At 48.4% G+C, this 17,765-nt stretch carries 16 protein-coding genes; 8 read left to right on the top strand and 8 right to left on the bottom strand.

What is annotated here, in order from left to right; all coding sequences use genetic code 11:
• Window positions 1-40: 40 nt before the first annotated feature.
• The 4 genes from G459_RS0104985 to G459_RS0105000 all read left to right on the top strand — a co-directional run bounded on the left by G459_RS0104985 (window position 41) and on the right by G459_RS0105000 (window position 3,094).
• Window positions 41-745 (top strand): tetratricopeptide repeat protein, encoded by a 705-nt coding sequence (locus G459_RS0104985; protein ID WP_026966648.1) that lies wholly within the window; start codon window positions 41-43, stop codon window positions 743-745.
• Between the two features lie 87 nt (window positions 746-832).
• Window positions 833-1,309: a 6,7-dimethyl-8-ribityllumazine synthase gene (ribH, locus tag G459_RS0104990; protein ID WP_026966649.1), complete on the top strand. Its 477-nt coding sequence runs from the start codon at window positions 833-835 to the stop codon at window positions 1,307-1,309.
• 24 nt (window positions 1,310-1,333) lie between these two features.
• Complete coding sequence (locus G459_RS0104995; protein WP_026966650.1) at window positions 1,334-2,656, top strand: aspartate kinase; 1,323 nt, start codon at window positions 1,334-1,336, stop codon at window positions 2,654-2,656.
• Between the two features lie 99 nt (window positions 2,657-2,755).
• A complete protein-coding gene (locus G459_RS0105000) occupies window positions 2,756-3,094 on the top strand; it encodes a DUF6787 family protein (RefSeq protein WP_026966651.1) in 339 nt (112 codons plus the stop codon).
• 85 nt (window positions 3,095-3,179) lie between these two features.
• Here the strand turns inward: G459_RS0105000 and recG are convergent, their stop codons facing one another.
• Complete coding sequence (recG, locus tag G459_RS0105005) at window positions 3,180-5,273, bottom strand: ATP-dependent DNA helicase RecG (protein WP_026966652.1); 2,094 nt, start codon at window positions 5,271-5,273, stop codon at window positions 3,180-3,182.
• Between the two features lie 77 nt (window positions 5,274-5,350).
• Window positions 5,351-6,421 (bottom strand): phosphotransferase enzyme family protein, encoded by a 1,071-nt coding sequence (locus G459_RS0105010; protein WP_026966653.1) that lies wholly within the window; start codon window positions 6,419-6,421, stop codon window positions 5,351-5,353.
• A 255-nt stretch (window positions 6,422-6,676) separates the two neighbouring features.
• On the opposite strand from G459_RS0105010, the gene G459_RS0105015 reads away from it, so the two are divergent.
• Complete coding sequence (locus G459_RS0105015) at window positions 6,677-8,452, top strand: sodium:solute symporter family protein (protein WP_026966654.1); 1,776 nt, start codon at window positions 6,677-6,679, stop codon at window positions 8,450-8,452.
• A 159-nt stretch (window positions 8,453-8,611) separates the two neighbouring features.
• Here G459_RS0105015 and G459_RS26880 read toward each other — a convergent pair whose 3' ends face one another.
• The 3 genes from G459_RS26880 to G459_RS0105030 form a co-directional block, all read right to left on the bottom strand.
• Entirely contained in the window at window positions 8,612-9,742 is a 1,131-nt protein-coding gene (locus G459_RS26880; protein ID WP_035455191.1) for an App1 family protein phosphatidate phosphatase, read from the bottom strand.
• A 58-nt stretch (window positions 9,743-9,800) separates the two neighbouring features.
• Window positions 9,801-10,745 carry a pyridoxal-phosphate dependent enzyme gene (locus tag G459_RS0105025; protein ID WP_026966655.1) on the bottom strand — a complete coding sequence of 315 codons (945 nt, stop codon included), beginning with the start codon at window positions 10,743-10,745 and terminating at the stop codon, window positions 9,801-9,803.
• Window positions 10,746-10,870: 125 nt separating this feature from the next.
• Window positions 10,871-11,356, bottom strand: a complete 486-nt coding sequence (locus G459_RS0105030) for a peptide deformylase (protein ID WP_026966656.1) — start codon at window positions 11,354-11,356, stop codon at window positions 10,871-10,873.
• A 75-nt stretch (window positions 11,357-11,431) separates the two neighbouring features.
• On the opposite strand from G459_RS0105030, the gene G459_RS0105035 reads away from it, so the two are divergent.
• The 3 genes from G459_RS0105035 to G459_RS30375 all read left to right on the top strand — a co-directional run bounded on the left by G459_RS0105035 (window position 11,432) and on the right by G459_RS30375 (window position 14,009).
• Window positions 11,432-13,369 (top strand): ABC-F family ATP-binding cassette domain-containing protein, encoded by a 1,938-nt coding sequence (locus G459_RS0105035; RefSeq protein ID WP_026966657.1) that lies wholly within the window; start codon window positions 11,432-11,434, stop codon window positions 13,367-13,369.
• A 93-nt stretch (window positions 13,370-13,462) separates the two neighbouring features.
• Window positions 13,463-13,690, top strand: coding sequence for a hypothetical protein (locus tag G459_RS0105040; RefSeq protein WP_026966658.1), 228 nt, complete (start codon window positions 13,463-13,465; stop codon window positions 13,688-13,690).
• A 112-nt stretch (window positions 13,691-13,802) separates the two neighbouring features.
• A complete protein-coding gene (locus tag G459_RS30375) occupies window positions 13,803-14,009 on the top strand; it encodes a hypothetical protein (protein WP_245588129.1) in 207 nt (68 codons plus the stop codon).
• 13 nt (window positions 14,010-14,022) lie between these two features.
• Here G459_RS30375 and G459_RS0105050 read toward each other — a convergent pair whose 3' ends face one another.
• The 3 genes from G459_RS0105050 to G459_RS0105060 are packed head-to-tail and all read right to left on the bottom strand — an operon-like array spanning window position 14,023 to window position 17,644.
• Window positions 14,023-14,436: a hypothetical protein gene (locus G459_RS0105050; protein ID WP_026966660.1), complete on the bottom strand. Its 414-nt coding sequence runs from the start codon at window positions 14,434-14,436 to the stop codon at window positions 14,023-14,025.
• A 19-nt stretch (window positions 14,437-14,455) separates the two neighbouring features.
• Window positions 14,456-15,172, bottom strand: coding sequence for a DNA alkylation repair protein (locus G459_RS0105055; protein ID WP_026966661.1), 717 nt, complete (start codon window positions 15,170-15,172; stop codon window positions 14,456-14,458).
• A gap of 42 nt (window positions 15,173-15,214) precedes the next feature.
• Entirely contained in the window at window positions 15,215-17,644 is a 2,430-nt protein-coding gene (locus tag G459_RS0105060; protein WP_026966662.1) for a TonB-dependent receptor, read from the bottom strand.
• Window positions 17,645-17,765: the final 121 nt, after the last annotated feature.

Genomic DNA, 17,765 nt, shown 5'->3' on the forward strand with positions numbered 1-17,765 from the left:
TTGATAAAAACCGTATATTTGCGACCGAAATTTGAGTAACATGGCAACAAAGCAAACAAGAAAAGCAGCTGATCACGATCTTTTGGAAAACCCAGAAGAAATCGCAGAGAGAATCGGTAGAGGCGAGGCTTTTCTGAAACAAAATACAAAAGTGCTGGGTGGCGTATTGGCTGCGGCCGTAATCCTGATTGGCGGAATTCTATTCTTCCAGATCAACACCCAAAACCAAAACGAAAAGGCGCAGGCGGAGATGTTTCAGGCGGTCTATTTCTTTGAGCAAGACAGCGTTGACTTCGCATTGAACGGTGACGGAATCAACAAAGGCCTGCTGGCCGTGGTTGAGGACTATCCTCGAACTGACGCTGCGAATCTGGCGCATTTCTACATCGGGTCTATCTACCTTTCTCAGAAAAACTTCCAGGACGCATTGACTCACTTGGAGGATTTCTCCTCGGATGACTACCTCGTACAGTCCAAGGCTTATTCCCTGATCGGTGATGCAAATCTTGAATTGGGCAACACTGACCAAGCGATCTCCAGCTACACCAAGGCGGCGCGCACCAACGAGAACAAATACACTACTCCTAAATATTTGGCGAAACTTGCCGTAGCGCAGGAAGAGTCAGGTAAGGTGGCAGACGCAATTGCTACCTATGCCGAGATTGAGGAAAAATACTACGAGTCATTCGAATATGCTGCTGCACGAAAACACAAAGCTCGCTTAGAAGGCCTTGCCGCTAAGTAATGCCGGTGTGTACCGCATGATTAGAGGAGTAAGGCCGACCGGTCTTACTCTTTTTTTATTTCAATCCCTCCCAAAAATCAAAATTTCATGGCAACTGCCCTCAAAAGCCTCAGCGCGCACAGCTCCAAAAATATCCAGGACATCAGTGCTAGAAAATTCGCAATTGTCGTTTCCGAATGGAACGAGGAAGTAACCGAAGCACTTTTCTCCGGTGCTTATCAGACTTTGCTTGAGCATGGAGCAAAAAAAGAAAACATCATCCGTAAGAATGTGCCGGGTTCGTTTGAGCTTACACTTGCCGCACAGTGGTGCGCGCAGGATGAGAGCATAGACGCAGTACTCTGTCTGGGATGTGTGATTCAGGGCGAAACGCGCCATTTTGATTTCATCTGTGACGCGGTGGCTCACGGGATCACCAATGTATCCCTGAAGTACAACAAGCCGGTGATCTTTGGGGTATTGACTCCCAACACCCAAAAGCAGGCGATGGATCGCGCCGGCGGGAAGCACGGCAACAAGGGCGACGAAGCAGCGATCACCGCCATCAAGATGCTTGGATTTTAATTTACAAACCTATTAATAGACCCTATGAAAATCATGAAATTCGGCGGCACCTCTGTGGGCCGTCCTGAACGCATGCATCAGGTGAAAGACCTGGTAACCCGCGGCGATGAGCCGACGATTGTGGTTTTATCCGCGCTTTCCGGAACAACTAACGGTCTGGTGGGAATCGGTGAAGCGCTTGCGGCGGCAGACAAAGATTTGGCTAAATCCCGCATCGACGCGCTGCATGCGCATTACCTGGCTTTCTATCCAGCTTTGCTGAAAACTGCACCTGCTCAGGCCAAAGCGGAAGAGATTATCCGGGAGCATTTTGAGTTTCTAAATATCCTGCTGAAAATCTCCTTCAACGAGGCCATCAATCGTGACATTCTTGCCCAGGGAGAACTGCTTTCTACCAAATTATTTTACACCCTTTTGGAAGAACTGGAGATCCCGGCGGTATTTCTTCCTGCCTTGGATTTCATGAGTATCGACGAGAACTCAGAACCAGAATTGGGCAAAATCTCTGAAAAGCTGACGGCGATCTTGGCCAAAAATCCGGATGGAAGATTGTTCGTCACTCAAGGCTATATCTGTAAAAATCACCGCAACGAAGTCGATAACCTAAAGCGTGGCGGAAGCGACTACACGGCTTCGCTTGTAGCTGCAGCCATCAAAGCGTCTGTCTGCGAGATCTGGACGGATATCGACGGCATGCACAACAACGACCCCAGAGTCGTAGACAGAACCCGTCCGATTGCCGAGATGTCGTTTGACGAAGCGGCTGAATTGGCTTACTTCGGCGCGAAAATCCTCCATCCTGCCTCCATCTGGCCGGCGCAATTGTACAACGTACCCGTGAGGTTACTCAATACCATGGAACCGACTGCCCATGGCACATTGATCAAAGAGACCGTAGAGACGACAGGCGTGAAGGCCATTGCCGCCAAAGACGGGATCACTGCTGTCAAGATCAAGTCTAGTCGGATGCTCCTGGCTTACGGTTTTTTAAGAAGGATTTTCGAGGTTTTTGAAAAATACAAAACGCCTATCGACATGATCACCACGTCCGAAGTGGCGGTATCGGTGACCATCGACGATCTCACTCACCTGAGTCAGATCTTGGCTGAGCTTCAGACTTTGGGCACTGTGGAAGTGGATCAAAATCAGACCATCATCTGCGTGGTCGGAAATATGGTGTCTGAGACCAAAGGTGCGATCAAATCGGTGATGGATTCCCTGACAGAGATTCCCGTTCGGATGGTTTCCTATGGCGGCAGCCGACACAATGTGTCGATTCTGGTAGATGCGCAATACAAAGTTCAAGCACTTAAAAACCTGAATGAAGGTGTCTTTGTCTGGGATTAAGTTGAAAAACTGATCGTCTCACACATGAAAGTTTCCTAAAATTTGGAGCCGGATTCGTCCGGCTCTTTTATTTAGACTGTTTCTTATTACTTTTGAAGGATGCTAGACCAAAACGGAAAACCCGGATTTCTTCAGCGACTTCAGACCAAGTGGAAACTGAAAAGTTTGCTTCAAGTAGTGTTGGTTTTGGTGGTTTTTGCCTGTACCGGATTTACGATCTTGTTTATCAAAAATCCGATTCTTGATTTTTTTGGAGTGGAGCGCGGCGGGGGTCAGGGATTCCTGAATACCGTATTATACCTGCTGCTGGTATTGCCCCTCTACCAGATCATTCTGCTGATCTATGGATTTATCTTCGGCCAGTTTAGTTTTTTCTGGGAGAAAGAGAAACAGATTTTTAGAAGGATGGGCGGTCTATTTTCCAAAAAGAAAAAATAGCACTTCATCGCTACGTGTCGATCCGCAGGCTCTGAGGCTCGCTTGGCGGATTTTCAATTTTCAAATTTTGAAATATTACAATCCATCAAGAAATCCGGCTCCAATTCACCGCCGTCTTCTTTTGCTGCCTGATCTGTCTCAAAATCGGGGAATTGTCAGGTAGGGTCAGCTCCGGGTCATTTGCCAAAAGCTGCTGAGCAGCATCTCTTGCCAAGGTAAGAATCGGCGCATCCTTGCTCAGGTCAGCGATCAGCAGGTCGGTAATTCCGCTTTGCTGAGTCCCCATCAGATCTCCCGGCCCGCGCAACCTGAGATCCACATCAGCAATCTCAAATCCATCGTTGGTTCGCACCATCGTATCCAGCCGGATTCGTGAGTCTTTCGACAGCTCGTACTTGCTCATCAGCACGCAATAGCTTTGCTCTGCTCCCCGCCCGACACGACCCCGCAGCTGGTGAAGTTGAGACAGGCCAAACCGCTCGGCATTTTCGATGATCATCACCGAAGCATTCGGGACGTTCACTCCCACTTCGATGACGGTGGTGGCCACCATGATCTTCGTTTCACCTTTTACGAACCGCTGCATTTCGTAGTCTTTCGCATCGGATTTCATTCCTCCATGGACGATGCTGAGGGGATATTGCGGGAAAGCCCGCGCAATGCTTTCATACCCATCCATCAGATTCTTCAGATCCAATGTTTCAGATTCCTCGATCAGTGGATACACGATGTAGACTTGCCGACCTTTTTTGATTTCCTCGCGGATAAATCCAAAGACCTTCAGTCGATCCTTATCGTAGCGATGGACGGTCTGAATGGGCTTTCTTCCGGCCGGGAGTTCATCGATGACCGACACGTCCAGGTCCCCGTAGAGCGTCATGGCTAAAGTCCTGGGAATGGGCGTCGCGGTCATGACCAGCACATGCGGAATATATTCCTCATTTTTCGCCCAGAGTTTTGCCCGCTGAGCTACCCCAAACCGGTGCTGCTCGTCCACGATGGCCAAACCGAGGTTTTGGAACTGCACTACATCCTCCAGCAAGGCATGCGTCCCGATCAGGATTTTCAATTCCCCGTTGAGCAACTCCTCGTGGATGATCCTGCGTGCGGACTTTTTCACCGAACCTGTCAGTAGCGCAATCTTTAGCCCCATCATGTCGGCATATTCCTTCAGCCCGGCATAGTGCTGGTTGGCCAATATCTCCGTCGGCGCCATCAGGCAGGTCTGAGCGCCGGAACTGATTGCAATCAAGATGCAAATGAAGGCCACCATCGTCTTACCACTCCCTACATCACCCTGAATCAGACGGTTCATCTGCTTGCCTGATTTCATGTCTGTAAAAGCCTCCCGGACCACCCGTTTCTGAGCATTGGTCAGCTCAAAAGGGATATGGTTTTTGTAAAAGTCGGTCAGAAGTTCTGTGCTGCCGAGCACTTGTCCCCGCGACTTCTCCGTTCGGGTCACTTTCAACATCAACAGACGAAGTTGGAGGTAGAAAAACTCCTCAAACTTCAGTCTTTTTCTTGCCCGATTGAGGAGGTTAGGGTCAGTCGGGAAATGAATCTGCCGGATCGACTCCGGTTTCCCTATCAGTTGATATTGCTGGAGGATTTCCGGTGAAAGCGTCTCCGGGATCTGCGAATACACCTGGGGAACCAGCTGTTCGAGGATCTTAGAGATTCCCCTCGAATCCAGAAATTTAGCTCTGAGCTTTTCGGTTGTAGAATAGACCGGTTGAAAATTATTGCGGGTTTCGTTTGCGGCAGTCACCGGCTCCATCTCTGGATGGGCCATGCTCCATTTTCGCCCATATTGTGCAGGTTTACCCAAAAAGATGTAAGCCGCACCTGCCAAAATTTTTCGCTGAACCCATTGGATTCCTTTGAACCACGTCATCTCCATCTCCCCGGTATCGTCAAATACGTGTGCGACCAGACGTTTCTTTCCGCCCATACCGATGAGTTCGATCTTCTTGATTCTGGCGATGACTTGGACGGTTTCGAGCTCGTCGGAGAGTTCCCTCACCTTAAAAAACTTCGTGCGATCCTCGTATCGAAAGGGGTAGTGCTGCAGCATTTCCCCATAGGTGAAGATTTTCAGTTCCTTGTTTAGCAGTTCGCCTTTTTGTGGGCCGACGCCTTTGAGGTATTCGATTCGGGTATCAAAAATTCCGGACAAGTGAGCTGAATTTTGGGAAAAGCAAATTAACCCCCTAGGCGTTCAAAACCCAAGGATTTGAAACCAATTGTCGGAAATCAAAACTGCAATCCGGTTACCTTCTCCCAGGTATTTTTTAGCAATTCCCTATTTTCCTGTTGACTTTGGAGGAAAATCATCTGGTTTTTAGCCCGATGGAAATTCTGTTCCGGGTAGGCTACCCGGTAGTAGATATTTCCCTCCAGGTGGTCAGTGAAAAAGCGAAGCCCCATGATCAGGGTCATGATTTCTCCTCCAAAAAGTACGGACTTCGCCTCTTCGGCGGTGGCGATTTCTTTGACACCTTCCCAATAGCCTTTCAGCAATTCTTCAAAAAGCTCCGGAATTTGATGAATTGCCTCCCATTGGGTAGAAGTCTCGGGCAGGCTGCATGCCACCGTTCTCGCCAAATCCCCAAAATCATACATCAAAAAGCCTCCCATCAGCGTGTCCAGATCGATCAATGCGTCGACTTTTTCCAGATTTTCTGAGAAAATGAGGTTGTTGATCTTCGTATCGTTGTGGGTGACGCGAAGGGGAAGTCGGTCCAACTGGCTTAGATACCAGTCTACGAGATGCTCCTGACTGAGGTAAAAGTCCAAAACCTCGATTTCCGCTCTGCTGAGGCTATTTTTATCCTTGGATGCCAAGATCAGCTTTTCGAAGCGAAGATCCAGACGGTGAAAATTTGGAATGGTTTCCTGCATTTCGTCGCCGCTTACATCTTTGCCCCACGTTGCAAATTCACCATAAGCCAGTGCCGCCATGTACGCCTGATTGGAGTCGTTGACGTGCTGGAGCGTGGTTCCCTTCACAAAATCAAAAAGCCTGTACTTTTTCCCTTCGATTTCAGCTAGTCCGTTTCCGGAGTTATTGAGTATTGGAAGGGGAAGTAAAAAAGGCAGCGGATGCGTCTTGGCATGTACACTCAGCAAAGAGAGATTATGGTCGATTCGCTCCGGGAAATTAAAAACTGCCTCATTAAAACCCTGCAGCACCCACTTATCTGTTCCGTTTTCTACCAACAACGTCTCGTGGATCAGGCCCTCGCCCAGAGGCTTGACGTTAAGCGTCTGGTTCTCAAGGATCGAGTAGGATTTGGAAAGTGCTGGAATCAAGTCTGAAATCATTTTGCGAAAATAGGGAAGAAATGCACACAAAAAATTCCCCACACTGAGGGATGATTAGCTTAGGGCATTCCATCTGGCTAATAAAAAGCAAATTGTAGCCAGATGAAAATAAAATTTGCTTCCTTTTGTTTTTGCCAAAAGCAAAAGGCTCCCGAAAGACCATTTATGGTCGTTATTTTTAAAAAAAATTAAAGAAGACTTCATTCGATAGAAAAAAAAATTGTTAATTGTCCGCCGATTTAAAGCCAAAACCCTATGAATGTAACCGCCTTGGATTGGGGCATCATTGCAGCCTTCTTCGTGATCTCCCTTCTCATTGGATTGTTTTCTGCCAAGTCCGCCGGAAGCTCGGCCAAAGAATTTTTCCTCTCCGGCAGAAATATGCCTTGGTGGCTTCTGGGCGTATCCATGGTGGCTACTACCTTCTCTGCTGACACCCCAAATCTGGTCACGGACATCGTCCGCAAAAACGGTGTCGCCGGCAACTGGGCCTGGTGGGCGTTTTTGCTTACCGGTATGCTGACTGTCTTTGTCTATGCCAAACTCTGGAGGAGATCAGAAGCCACGACAGACTTGGAGTTCTACGAAATGCGCTATTCCGGCAAGGGAGCGGCATTTTTGAGAGCTTTCCGCGCAATTTATTTGGGGGTATTCTTCAACGTCGTCATCATGGCGACGGTATCGCTCGCAGCTATCAAGATCGGAGCCGTGATGCTTGGACTGTCTCCCTACCAGACGCTCCTGATCGCCTCTATTGTGACGGTGGTTTACAGCTCTTTAGGCGGATTAAAAGGCGTATTGTTGACTGACTTTTTTCAGTTCTTTATTGCCATGATCGGCTCATTTGGAGCTGCATACTATATCCTTGATCTTCCCGAAATTGGCTCCTTGAGCAACCTGCTTTCACATGAGGTCGTCGCCACGAAGTTGGATTTTCTTCCTGATTTCAGCGATCCCAATATGTATATCCCGCTTTTTATCATGCCAATCGCCATCCAGTGGTGGGCGACCTGGTATCCCGGTGCAGAGCCAGGAGGAGGCGGATACATCGCCCAGCGGATGCTTTCTGCGAAAGATGAAAAAAATGCGATCGGTGCGACCTTGTTTTTCAACATCGCTCACTATGCGCTTAGACCTTGGCCGTGGATTTTGATTGCCTTGGCATCCTTGGTGATTTTCCCTCAAATATCTGATCTTCAGGCAGCGTTCCCGAACATCCCCGTGGATAAGTTGGGGGATGACTTGGCCTATCCAGCAATGCTGACCTTTTTGCCAACAGGACTAGTCGGTATCGTATTGGCATCCTTGATCGCCGCCGTGATGTCCACCCTTTCGACTCACCTCAACTGGGGATCGAGCTACATTGTGAATGATTTCTACCTGAGATTTGTAAAACCTGAGGCTACAGATAAGCAGCTGGTGGCAGTGGGACGGATCTCCACCGTGGGTTTGATGGTGCTATCTGCAGTACTGGCATTGGCACTTTCGTCCGCCTTGGATGCTTTTAACATCTTGCTTCAGATCGGCGCAGGCACAGGCTTGATCTTTATTCTTCGCTGGTTTTGGTGGAGAATCAACGCCTACACGGAGATCTCCGCTATGGCGATTTCCTTTGTGGTTGCAATCTTTTTTGAGGTGATCAACCCTAAAGTCGGTTGGATTGCAATCCCCGAAAATCAGATGTATTTGAAATTGGTGTATTCCGTTTCGATTACCACGATTGGCTGGTTACTGGTTACTTTCCTGACCGCTCCTGAGAAGGACGAAGTGCTCCTTTCTTTCTACCGAAAAGTAACTCCGGCAGCATTTGGCTGGAAAAAAGTTCTGGATCGTTATCCTGCGGAAAAGCAGGAACAAGGAGCGCTGCCGAAGGAAATCGGATTGATGCTGGTAGGAACGGTGATGGTTTACGCCGCACTTTTCTCCACCGGATTCTACATCTACGGAAACGCGGTCGCGGGTACCATCGCGGCGGTCATCGCACTCGCAGGCGGAGGGATCATCCTCAAAGCTTGGAAGAACTTGCATTAATTTGCACGGAATCGCGGAGTCGCTATTTCTCCGAAATACAAAATCCTGTCCCGAGTTAACCCGGGGCAGGATTTTGTATTTCCGGCCTTTGGGTCACGGCCAGAATGCCAGGCTTTGGTCAGAAAAAATGAAGATTTACTTCACCGGTCAGCCTTTCCGTTACCCTTCTGCGTTTTCATCCTCTCGTTTCTGGGCTTCGATCTTAGGTTTGTCACTGGTTAAAATCCATCCTTTGGACAGCGCATGTGCCGCAGCTTCCGTGGTGTCAGCAACCAAAATCAGCTCCACGTCGCTCTTTAGGTATTCGGTGGCCAAAGCTGACAAGTCGGCGCCGGACACATCCCGGATATAAACAGCCAGAATTCTGCCGGGATATTTTTGAGTGATCTCAAGGTAAATCTGCGGATCTTCCTGTCCGCTGTCTCCGAAAAGGATAAACCGCAAATCCCGACACACTTCCAGGATCTGCTCGATTTGCTTCAGCTTATGATCGCGGTGCGAGCCGGCAATGAGCTGATCTCTCGACAACCCCAAATCCCGAAGCATCAACGGACCTTTGGGAATCTGATGCGCATCGAGAAATTCCATCAGAAAATCATAGATATTCCAGGGGCTACTCGACACATAAAAAATCGGATTGCTCGGGACGTGATCACTTCCTTTGCGGAGCGCATCGTAAAATTCCGACACTCCGGCAAAAGGGATACGTGTATGGGCATTTTGCGTGAAAGTCACCTTCAGCATCTCCCAAAGTCGCGCGGCACCCGTAGTCAGGATCGTGTCATCAATGTCGGAAATGATCCCGTAGTCGGCATTTGGCGCCGGAAAATACACCTCTCCAAGTGCTACCACCTCAGTCGCCCGGCCCAATAGATCGTGAAGCAATCTTAATCGAACCGGATGCCAGCCTTCGGGAATTTCGGCTACACCGACCTGTAGTTTAATCTCAAAATAGCCCTCTTCGTCTGTCGTAACTTGGATCGATTTCCCTTGAAATTCCGCCTCCACATCAACGCCGGGAAATACGATCGTGAAAAACCTTCTCCGCATCTTGTCGAAATTTCTCCAAAATCGGTCGTCTGGAGTTGAAGCCTGGATATTCCTATCTGCCAAAACTCTTCCTGCCAGGTAGAGCTCCTTGCCGTTACCATAGCCGGCGTAGGGCTGGATCATGACTTTTTTCACAAAGCCAACCTTGACCCAAAACCAAAGCTTCAGCTTAGAAACTTGTCGCTTGACAAAATAGAGCGCTGGAAGAATCCGGAACCCAGAAGGCTTTGATGAGGTCATGGGGCAAAATAGGGCTTTCCTTTCAACGATAAAAAGCTAAATCCCTCTACGGCGTCCTTTAAAACGGCAATTTGCCCAGATCCACATTGCCTCCGGAAAAGACGATACCCACCTTTTTTCCGGCAAATCTTTCCTTGCTGGCCAACAGCGCCGCAAGAGGAACGGCTCCCGAAGGCTCGATCACAAGTTTCATCCGCTCAAAGACCAGACGCATCGCCTCGATAATCTGCGGATCCGTTGCCAATAGGATATCCTTCACATGCTTTTGAATCACCGCAAAGGGCAGCTTTCCCAAACTCGTCAACAGCCCGTCCGCGATCGTATTTGTAGAGGTATTTGGAATGATCGAACCCTCGTGAAATGACCGAAAGGCGTCGTCCGCACCGGTCGGTTCGCCTGCAATGACTTGGATCTGCGGATTCATGTAATGAACAAGCAGCGCCGTCCCTGCCAACAGTCCGCCACCGCCCACAGGAGCCATGACTACGTCGAGATCAGGCTGATCTTCGAGCAGCTCCAGCGCGCAAGTCGCCTGACCTTCGATCACATCGAGGTAGTCAAAGGGCGGGATAAAAGTAGCTCCTGTTCGCTCCACAACTGCTTCCAGTGTGGTTTCCCGGGCTTGAAGTGTGGGTTCGCATTCGATGATCTCTCCGCCGTAGCCTTTGACAGCTTTCTTCTTGATCTCCGGAGCATTGGAGGGCATGACGATGTAGGATGGGATTCCGGCGACGCTTGCCGCTCTCGCCAACGCTGCGGCATGGTTGCCAGAACTGTGAGTGGCCACTCCGTTTGCTCGTTGTTCCAACGAAAGTTTCATCACTGCATTGGCAGCTCCCCGGGCTTTGAAAGCGCCAACTTTCTGGAAGTTTTCACACTTAAAAAAAAGCTCGCAACCGGCGATTTCGTTGATCGCCGAGGAAGTCAGGACGGGGGTGCGGTGGATAAAAGGCTGGATGCGGGCGTGCGCCGCTTGGATATCGGAAAGGGTCGGCAAATTCATGGGCTAAAGATAGGATTTCAGCTATTCTGTAAAAATCGTTTTCCGTTGACCGGGGGAACTCTGATTTGCGCCAATCTCCCGGAATCCTATCGAGTCCAGCTTCTGGAAAAGCCGGACAACTCAAGCTACCCTTTCCACCGAAACGACTTTTCATCGATCGCCCGCATCGTACATAGTATGCCGTCTAGGTGATCGTATTCATGCTGAATCAGTTCGGAAAGAGCACCTTCTACCGTCCAGCTTTTCTTTTGCCAATTTTCATCAAAGTAGTCCAAAGTCAGGGATTGATGCCTTTTTACTTTCACTAGTAGATTCGGAAAGCTCATACAGTCGTCCCACAGCTCAAACTGTTCGCCGCTCAAGGCTTTCAGTTCTGGATTCAGAATTACATAAGGCCGGTCCAGATTGAGGTAAAACATCCGCTTCATAATTCCCAGCTGCGGTGCGGCGATTCCTCTGCCAAATCCATAGACCCGGCGGATATCTTCCATCGCTTCATGGAGCTGCTGGGTCCATCCCGGCACCAGCGAAAGTTCGGCCTCCAGAACCGGCTCACAGACTTCATAGAGCCTCGGATCGCCGAGTTTCAGGATATCGTGGATGGTTTTCATGGACGGAAGTTAATATTTCCGCTAAAGAACAAAAGCTAACAAGTTTAAAGGCTGGGTTTTCCCTACTTTTGCGGCATGAATTACCTATCGGTCGAGAATCTCAGTAAAGCTTTCGGAGAGCGCAAGCTATTTTCCAATATTTCTTTTGGCATTTCCCAAGGGCAAAAGATCGCCCTAGTCGGCATCAACGGTGCCGGCAAGTCCACGCTGATGAAGATCATCATGGGATTAGAAATCGCAGATACGGGTCAAGTCGGCATCAATCAGTCGGTGAAGATCGCTTACGTGCATCAAAACCCGGTATTCGAAGCCAACCTGAGCATTTACCAGACGATCTTCGACCAGAGTAATTCAGAAGTGCTGCGGGTGATCGAGGATTACCACAAAGCTTTGATTGACGCCGAGCTTGGCATCGATAACTCAGACAAGATGTCCATCTTGTTCGAAAAGATGGATGCGCTGCAGGCTTGGGATTTTGAATATCAGGTGAAGGAAGTGCTGGGCAAACTTGGACTTCACGACACGGAGCTGCCGGTGGGAAATCTTTCGGGAGGACAACGGAAGAGAGTTGCTTTAGCGAAAGCCATCCTGGAAAAACCCGACCTTCTACTCCTCGATGAGCCAACCAACCACCTCGACCTCGAAACCATCGAGTGGCTGGAAGAGTATCTTGCCAAAGCCAACCTGTCGATCTTCATGGTGACCCACGACCGGTATTTCCTGGAGACGGTCACGAACGAGATCCTCGAACTCGATCAAGGCAAGATCCACCGCTACCAGGGAAACTACGGCTACTTTTTGGACAAAAAAGCCGAGCGGATGCAGATCGAAGACATCGAGATCGAAAAGGCGAAAAGCCTTTACAAAAAGGAACTGGACTGGATTCGCCGCCAGCCAAAGGCCCGTGGCACCAAGGCCAAATATCGGGTCGATGCTTTCGAAGAAACCAAGGAAAAGGCTTTCACCAAGCGTGAAGAGCGGGATATCGAGCTGACTGTTTCTACACAGCGACTGGGAAACAAAATTCTTGAAATCGACAAAATCAGCAAGTCTTTCGACGAAAAGACGCTCGTTAAGGACTTCTCCTACATCTTCAAAAAGAAAGACCGCATCGGAATTGTCGGGCCAAACGGAGCCGGAAAGACAACTTTTCTCAAGATGATCACCGGTCTTCTGGATCCGGATGCCGGCAAAGTAACGGCCGGTCAGACGACAGCTTTTGGCTATTATCGCCAGGAAGAAGATCGATTTGACGAGGAAAAGCGCCTGATCGACGTGGTCAAGGAAATAGCCGAAGTCGTGGTGCTGGACAAAGGACAGACGATCACCGTGAGCCAGTTTTTAACGCAGTTCGGCTTTCTTCCCAAGCAGCAGTTTACTCCGATCGGGAAGATGAGCGGGGGTGAGCGACGTCGTTTGCAGCTCCTAATGGTCCTAATCAAGAATCCGAACTTCCTGATCCTCGATGAACCGACCAACGATCTCGATCTGATGACTTTGAATATCCTGGAGGAGTTTTTGGATTCGTTTCCGGGCTGTCTGATCATCGTGTCTCACGACCGCTACTTTATGGATCGGCTCGTGGAGCACTTGTTTGTGTTCGAAGGCGAGGGAGTGATCCGTGACTTTCCGGGTAATTACACGGATTTCAGGGAGTGGGAGAAGGAGAATCAAGATGCAGGAACCAAGAACCAAGATTTAAGTAGCAAGACTCAAGACGCTAGTATCAAGACCGCTCAACCGAAAGTCGAGGTAGAAACGTCCAAAAATCCAGCAAGCACTCCCAAGATCAAGGCCAGCTACAAGCAAAAGCAGGAGTTTAAGAAAACGAACGAATCGATCGCCAAACTGGAAGCCGAAAAGCTCGAACTAAACGATCAAATCACGGCCGGTACTTCCGACATGAACAGGTTGATGACTTGGTCTAGCCGACTTCAGACAATCGACGGAGAACTGGAAGAGCTTGAGCTTGTGTGGCTGGAACTGAGTGAACTGGAGGGGATAGAGGATTGAGAGTAGCGAGATGACGCGAAGAAACTTCCTTTGATACCTTTTGGTGAAATAAGAGCGTTAAATGGTTATCTTAATCATCAGAATTTCGATGTCATGGAAACAATTCTAATAGAATCGCAAAACCCCGAGGATACTAAAGCTATCAAGGAGTTTTTGAAATCCTTGAAAATCAATTTTAAATCTTCGACCACGCTTTCCGTCGAAGCTCTGGAAAGGGCAATCAAAGTCGCTGAGGGTTATAAGGAAGCAAAACTCATCGAATCAGGTAAAAAGGGTTCCAAATCTTATTCATCTTTTAAGGAGATGATGGATGAGCTTTGAGCTAATCCCTACTTCTGTATTTTTAAAGGAGCTCAAAAAATTAAAAAAGAAATATGCCTCCCTAGAATCTGATTTAGAAATTCTGGGTCAACAGCTCCTTGCCAATCCAACCATGGGAGTTGAGATCTATAAGAATTGTTACAAAATCCGATTTGCGATCAAAAGTAAAAACAAAGGCAAAAGTGGTGGAGGACGGTTGATTACTTGGGTCAAACTAGAAAAGGAGCGAATCTACCTTCTTTCCATCTATGACAAATCCGAAAAGGGAAATGTGACCGACCAATATATCAAAGCGCTTTTGGAGTCGTTGGAGAGTTAGAGATCGATTTGACCTAGTTTTTTACTTCATATTTCAACTCTAGTTCTTGAACATCAATAGCTCCACCCGCCATTTCCATGGATAAAACATGAATATTCTGAAAAAGAAATTCCCCATCTGAAGTTGGAATAAATGCTAAATAAACTGTGTCATTTCGAATGAGGAGTTCTTTAGTACATCCCTGAATTTCGAATGTTGTTGAATCAATTTTTGAAAAATCGTCACAATCAACTACTGCATTCACTATTTTCCGCTCAGAATTAATTGAATACATTTTTGCTATAAATTCTTTGCCTTTCTGAATTGATTTAGGATAGATAAGTTTGATCGATCCAATTATCTCCTCTTGATTTTCCGTAACGTGATCTTTCTTTTCAGAACATGAGATCGCAAAGCCTGAAAGTAAGGCAAGTAAAATACATTTCATTTTTAGCTGTTTATTCAAATCAAACTCTCCCCTTCAAAAAATCCTGCCGCAGTTCTTCTGGAAATTTTTCAATCGCATAGCGAAGTGCGGTTCTCGGCATGGTCTGGTAATGGGATTTCAAAAAGTCCACTTCCACCTCAAAATCCCGGTTTCCTATCTCCCGAAGCATCCAGCCGACTGCCTTGTGCATCAAGTCATGGGGATGATTTTTTAGCATCGCTGCCAAAGCCAGCGCGTCTGTGAAGTCTCCTTTTTTGATCCAAAAATAGCTGCTGATCATAGCGACCCGTTGTCGCCAGAGATCGTGCGAACCTGCCATGTGATAGAAAAGACTCTTGTCCTTCTTCCAATAAAAGTGTCCCAAGATCGCATGGCTGGAGGTATCCACCAGATCCCAGTTGTTGACCCAGTCGAGATGATGGAGATAAAAATCAGCCAATTCTTTCTGTTCGCTTTCGGATTTGGCCTTTTCGTAGCGGTAAACCAAGGCAATCAGCGCAGTCAGACGAACTTCATGATAGGCGTTTTGGATCAGTTCAGAGAGATCGTCGAGAGAGATCTCCCGATAAAACTGCCTGGCAATCACCCGTTGATCCGGGACAGTCACTCCCAAAAACAGATCACCCTCGCCGTACTGTCCCGGACCTGTTTTGAAGAAGCTTGGAAAGAAAGCCGCTTTTTCGCGAACGGCTTTATCCCTGAGGGATTCGATGATTTGCTCGGTCAATAGGCTCATGCTTCAAGTTAGCCAAGACTTTGATTTGAATCTTCCTTCCTGTCAAAAATCGTCTCCGCCCATATCATCTCCTCCTTCGCGCCGACTTTCCCTTTCCTCGCTTTCCTTAAATCCTCCAAACCGATACGTAAAGGAAAGCGTACCGATGCGCGTCTCCCGCTGGAAAGTCCGGCTTTGCGTAAACCTCGGATCGATGGTGTCGATCCGAAAGTTTCTGGTATTAAAGACATCCGTGACGTTAAGATTGATCGTGCCACGCCCGGCCAGGACGTTTTTGCTCATGCCCATATTGAGCGACCACTGGGGAAGAATCTCACCCTGTGGCTGCACAATCGGTCCGCGATAGTTGCCCTGGAACTGGAAACTGAACCATCGGGGGATGAGGAGATTTCCAAGAAGCGTCACCGTCCAACTGAAGTTTTCATTGCTGAATCCCTCCTCGATATTTTCTCCGTTGACCTTGGAGTAGAAAAAATTACCAGTAAGCGTGGCATCGAAATTTCGCGCAAGCTGCACCTGATTGATCAACTCAATTCCACTTGAGATTCGTGTATCGGCATTTTGTCGGGTTTGGACGGCCACATTATCATCGGTGAGATACGTGATTCTGGTCTCGACATCCGTGCTGTAACGGTGGTACACCGTCGCATTCAAGAGATACTTTTCCCAGCCCTTTCGATATCCAAATTCATAGGAATCGGTGAACTCTGGCTGCAGGTAGGGATTGCCAATGCTGACATTGTACTGATCCTGCACTCTGTAGATAGGAGCCATGTCCCAGATCCTTGGACGCGAAACACGACGGGAGTAGTTGAGGCTGAACTCGCTTTCCTTTCCGACTTCGTAGGTGAGAAAGGCACTGGGAAATAGGTTAAAGTAATCGTTGGGTATTTCCCGCTCTCCCTTTACGGTTTTTCCAAGGGTGTTGGTTTGCTCTGCCCTAACGCCGAGCTGATAGCCGAATTTATCTTTCTTGCGCTTGAAGGTCAAATATGCCGCATATACGTCCTCGCTGTAGTCATAGCTCTCGTTAAGACTGTCCACGACGATCGGGACAAAGTCCGTGTTGACGTCCCCCGTCGCGAAAGTCTGTCCTGAAATCCAGTTGGCGAAAGTTCCCTTGAGTCCTGCCTCCATGCTGCCGTATTGACCCAGCGGCTTTTCATAGTCCATCTGGGCGACCACCAATTCACTTTCGCTAGGACGATCGTTGGTTTGAATCAAGCCCTTGGATGGATCGAGTTCGCCCGATGAGGAGTAAAACTGCTGGCGGTAGTACTCATCCTGGTGTCGGTCATCGTAGGCATAGGAAAGAGACGTGTAAAGTTTTTGCCCCAGCGAGTCGATCTCCCAGGTGTAGTTCAGGCCGCCCTCGAGATTTTTGCTCTTGCCCAGTTGCTCATTTCTCCTGACAAAAGAAGAGTCCACGCTGCCCGTCGAGCTGATATTATCCTGATTAATATCCTCCAATTCTTCCTCGGTTTCAAAATTTCCCTGGAAATAGAACCCAAATATTTTTCCCTGCCCGAGCGTCCAATCAGCCCCCGTGCGGATCAGGTGGTTTTTCTCCAATTCCAGTCCGTTCTGACTTTGCTCCAACACGGGCGAGAAACCTTCCAAATCCGATGTCCTGGTTCCGCTGCCGGATTCGACCTCCCTTCGGTCCTGCCAGTTGTAGGAGAGAAAGTAGTTGGCCTTTTCCTTTCCATAGTTGAGATTGATGCCAGCTTGGTATTTCTCACGGGTTCCAACAGAGGCGTTGAGCTGTCCGTTAAATCCCGTCTGTTCGTTCTTTTTGAGTACAATGTTGATGATGCCTCCGACCCCTGCTGCATCGTAGCGCGATGAGGGATTGGTGATCAGCTCTACTTCCTTGATGCTGTTGGCTGGAAATTGAGAAAGGATACTTTCCATGTCATCTCCGGAAAGATTGGAAGGTCGGCCATTGATGTAGATCAGGATATTGCCGCTTCCCCTCATGGAGATGCCACCTTCGTCATCCACTTGGATGGATGGTAGTGTTGCCAACAGTTCCGCGGCTGTGGCACCAGTGGCGAGGATGTTGTTTTCCACGTTATAGATCCTTTTGTCTACGTCCGACTCAAAGATCGACTTGACGCCCTCGACCACGACTTCGTTTAGGTTTTGGGTATCGGTTTCGAGCTTAATGATGCCAAGGTTCACTGGAGACTTGCCATCAAGGGTGATGTTTTCAAAGTAATTTTGATAGCCTATAAAGCCCACCCGCAAGACGTACTTCCCAACTGGAGTGGAAAACTCGAAAGACCCGTCCAAATCGGTCATTCCTCCGGAAATCAACACGGAGTCGGCAGGACGCAGGAGAGAGATATTGGCAAACTCCAGCGGACCATTTTGGGCAACGTCTTGAACCCGACCTTTGATGGTCACATCCTGTGCCTGAGTCATCCCGGCGAGGAATAAAAAGAATACGAAAAGACTGGTTTTGGCCATTGGGTCAGGATTTGCAGTTTTGACAAAAGAGGCTAAAAAACGTCCATAAGCCGAGTGACTTACAAAGCATTAACAATCAACGATTTTCAGGCCAATCATGACTTTAGAAACTGCCGAAAAG

Origin of the sequence: Algoriphagus terrigena DSM 22685, from assembly GCF_000429445.1 — a bacterium.
Classification (GTDB): Bacteria; Bacteroidota; Bacteroidia; order Cytophagales; family Cyclobacteriaceae; genus Algoriphagus; species Algoriphagus terrigena.

What these genes read in the sequence shown, in the direction of transcription:
- G459_RS0104985 (WP_026966648.1), top strand. Translation starts at nt 41, where the DNA reads ATGGCAACAAAGCAAACAAGAAAAGCAGCTGATCACGATCTTTTGGAA.
- ribH (WP_026966649.1), top strand. Translation starts at nt 833, where the DNA reads ATGGCAACTGCCCTCAAAAGCCTCAGCGCGCACAGCTCCAAAAATATC.
- G459_RS0104995 (WP_026966650.1), top strand. Translation starts at nt 1,334, where the DNA reads ATGAAAATCATGAAATTCGGCGGCACCTCTGTGGGCCGTCCTGAACGC.
- G459_RS0105000 (WP_026966651.1), top strand. Translation starts at nt 2,756, where the DNA reads ATGCTAGACCAAAACGGAAAACCCGGATTTCTTCAGCGACTTCAGACC.
- G459_RS0105010 (WP_026966653.1), bottom strand. Translation starts at nt 6,421, where the DNA reads ATGATTTCAGACTTGATTCCAGCACTTTCCAAATCCTACTCGATCCTT.
- G459_RS0105015 (WP_026966654.1), top strand. Translation starts at nt 6,677, where the DNA reads ATGAATGTAACCGCCTTGGATTGGGGCATCATTGCAGCCTTCTTCGTG.
- G459_RS26880 (WP_035455191.1), bottom strand. Translation starts at nt 9,742, where the DNA reads ATGACCTCATCAAAGCCTTCTGGGTTCCGGATTCTTCCAGCGCTCTAT.
- G459_RS0105025 (WP_026966655.1), bottom strand. Translation starts at nt 10,745, where the DNA reads ATGAATTTGCCGACCCTTTCCGATATCCAAGCGGCGCACGCCCGCATC.
- G459_RS0105030 (WP_026966656.1), bottom strand. Translation starts at nt 11,356, where the DNA reads ATGAAAACCATCCACGATATCCTGAAACTCGGCGATCCGAGGCTCTAT.
- G459_RS0105035 (WP_026966657.1), top strand. Translation starts at nt 11,432, where the DNA reads ATGAATTACCTATCGGTCGAGAATCTCAGTAAAGCTTTCGGAGAGCGC.
- G459_RS0105040 (WP_026966658.1), top strand. Translation starts at nt 13,463, where the DNA reads ATGGAAACAATTCTAATAGAATCGCAAAACCCCGAGGATACTAAAGCT.
- G459_RS30375 (WP_245588129.1), top strand. Translation starts at nt 13,803, where the DNA reads ATGGGAGTTGAGATCTATAAGAATTGTTACAAAATCCGATTTGCGATC.
- G459_RS0105050 (WP_026966660.1), bottom strand. Translation starts at nt 14,436, where the DNA reads ATGAAATGTATTTTACTTGCCTTACTTTCAGGCTTTGCGATCTCATGT.
- G459_RS0105055 (WP_026966661.1), bottom strand. Translation starts at nt 15,172, where the DNA reads ATGAGCCTATTGACCGAGCAAATCATCGAATCCCTCAGGGATAAAGCC.
- G459_RS0105060 (WP_026966662.1), bottom strand. Translation starts at nt 17,644, where the DNA reads ATGGCCAAAACCAGTCTTTTCGTATTCTTTTTATTCCTCGCCGGGATG.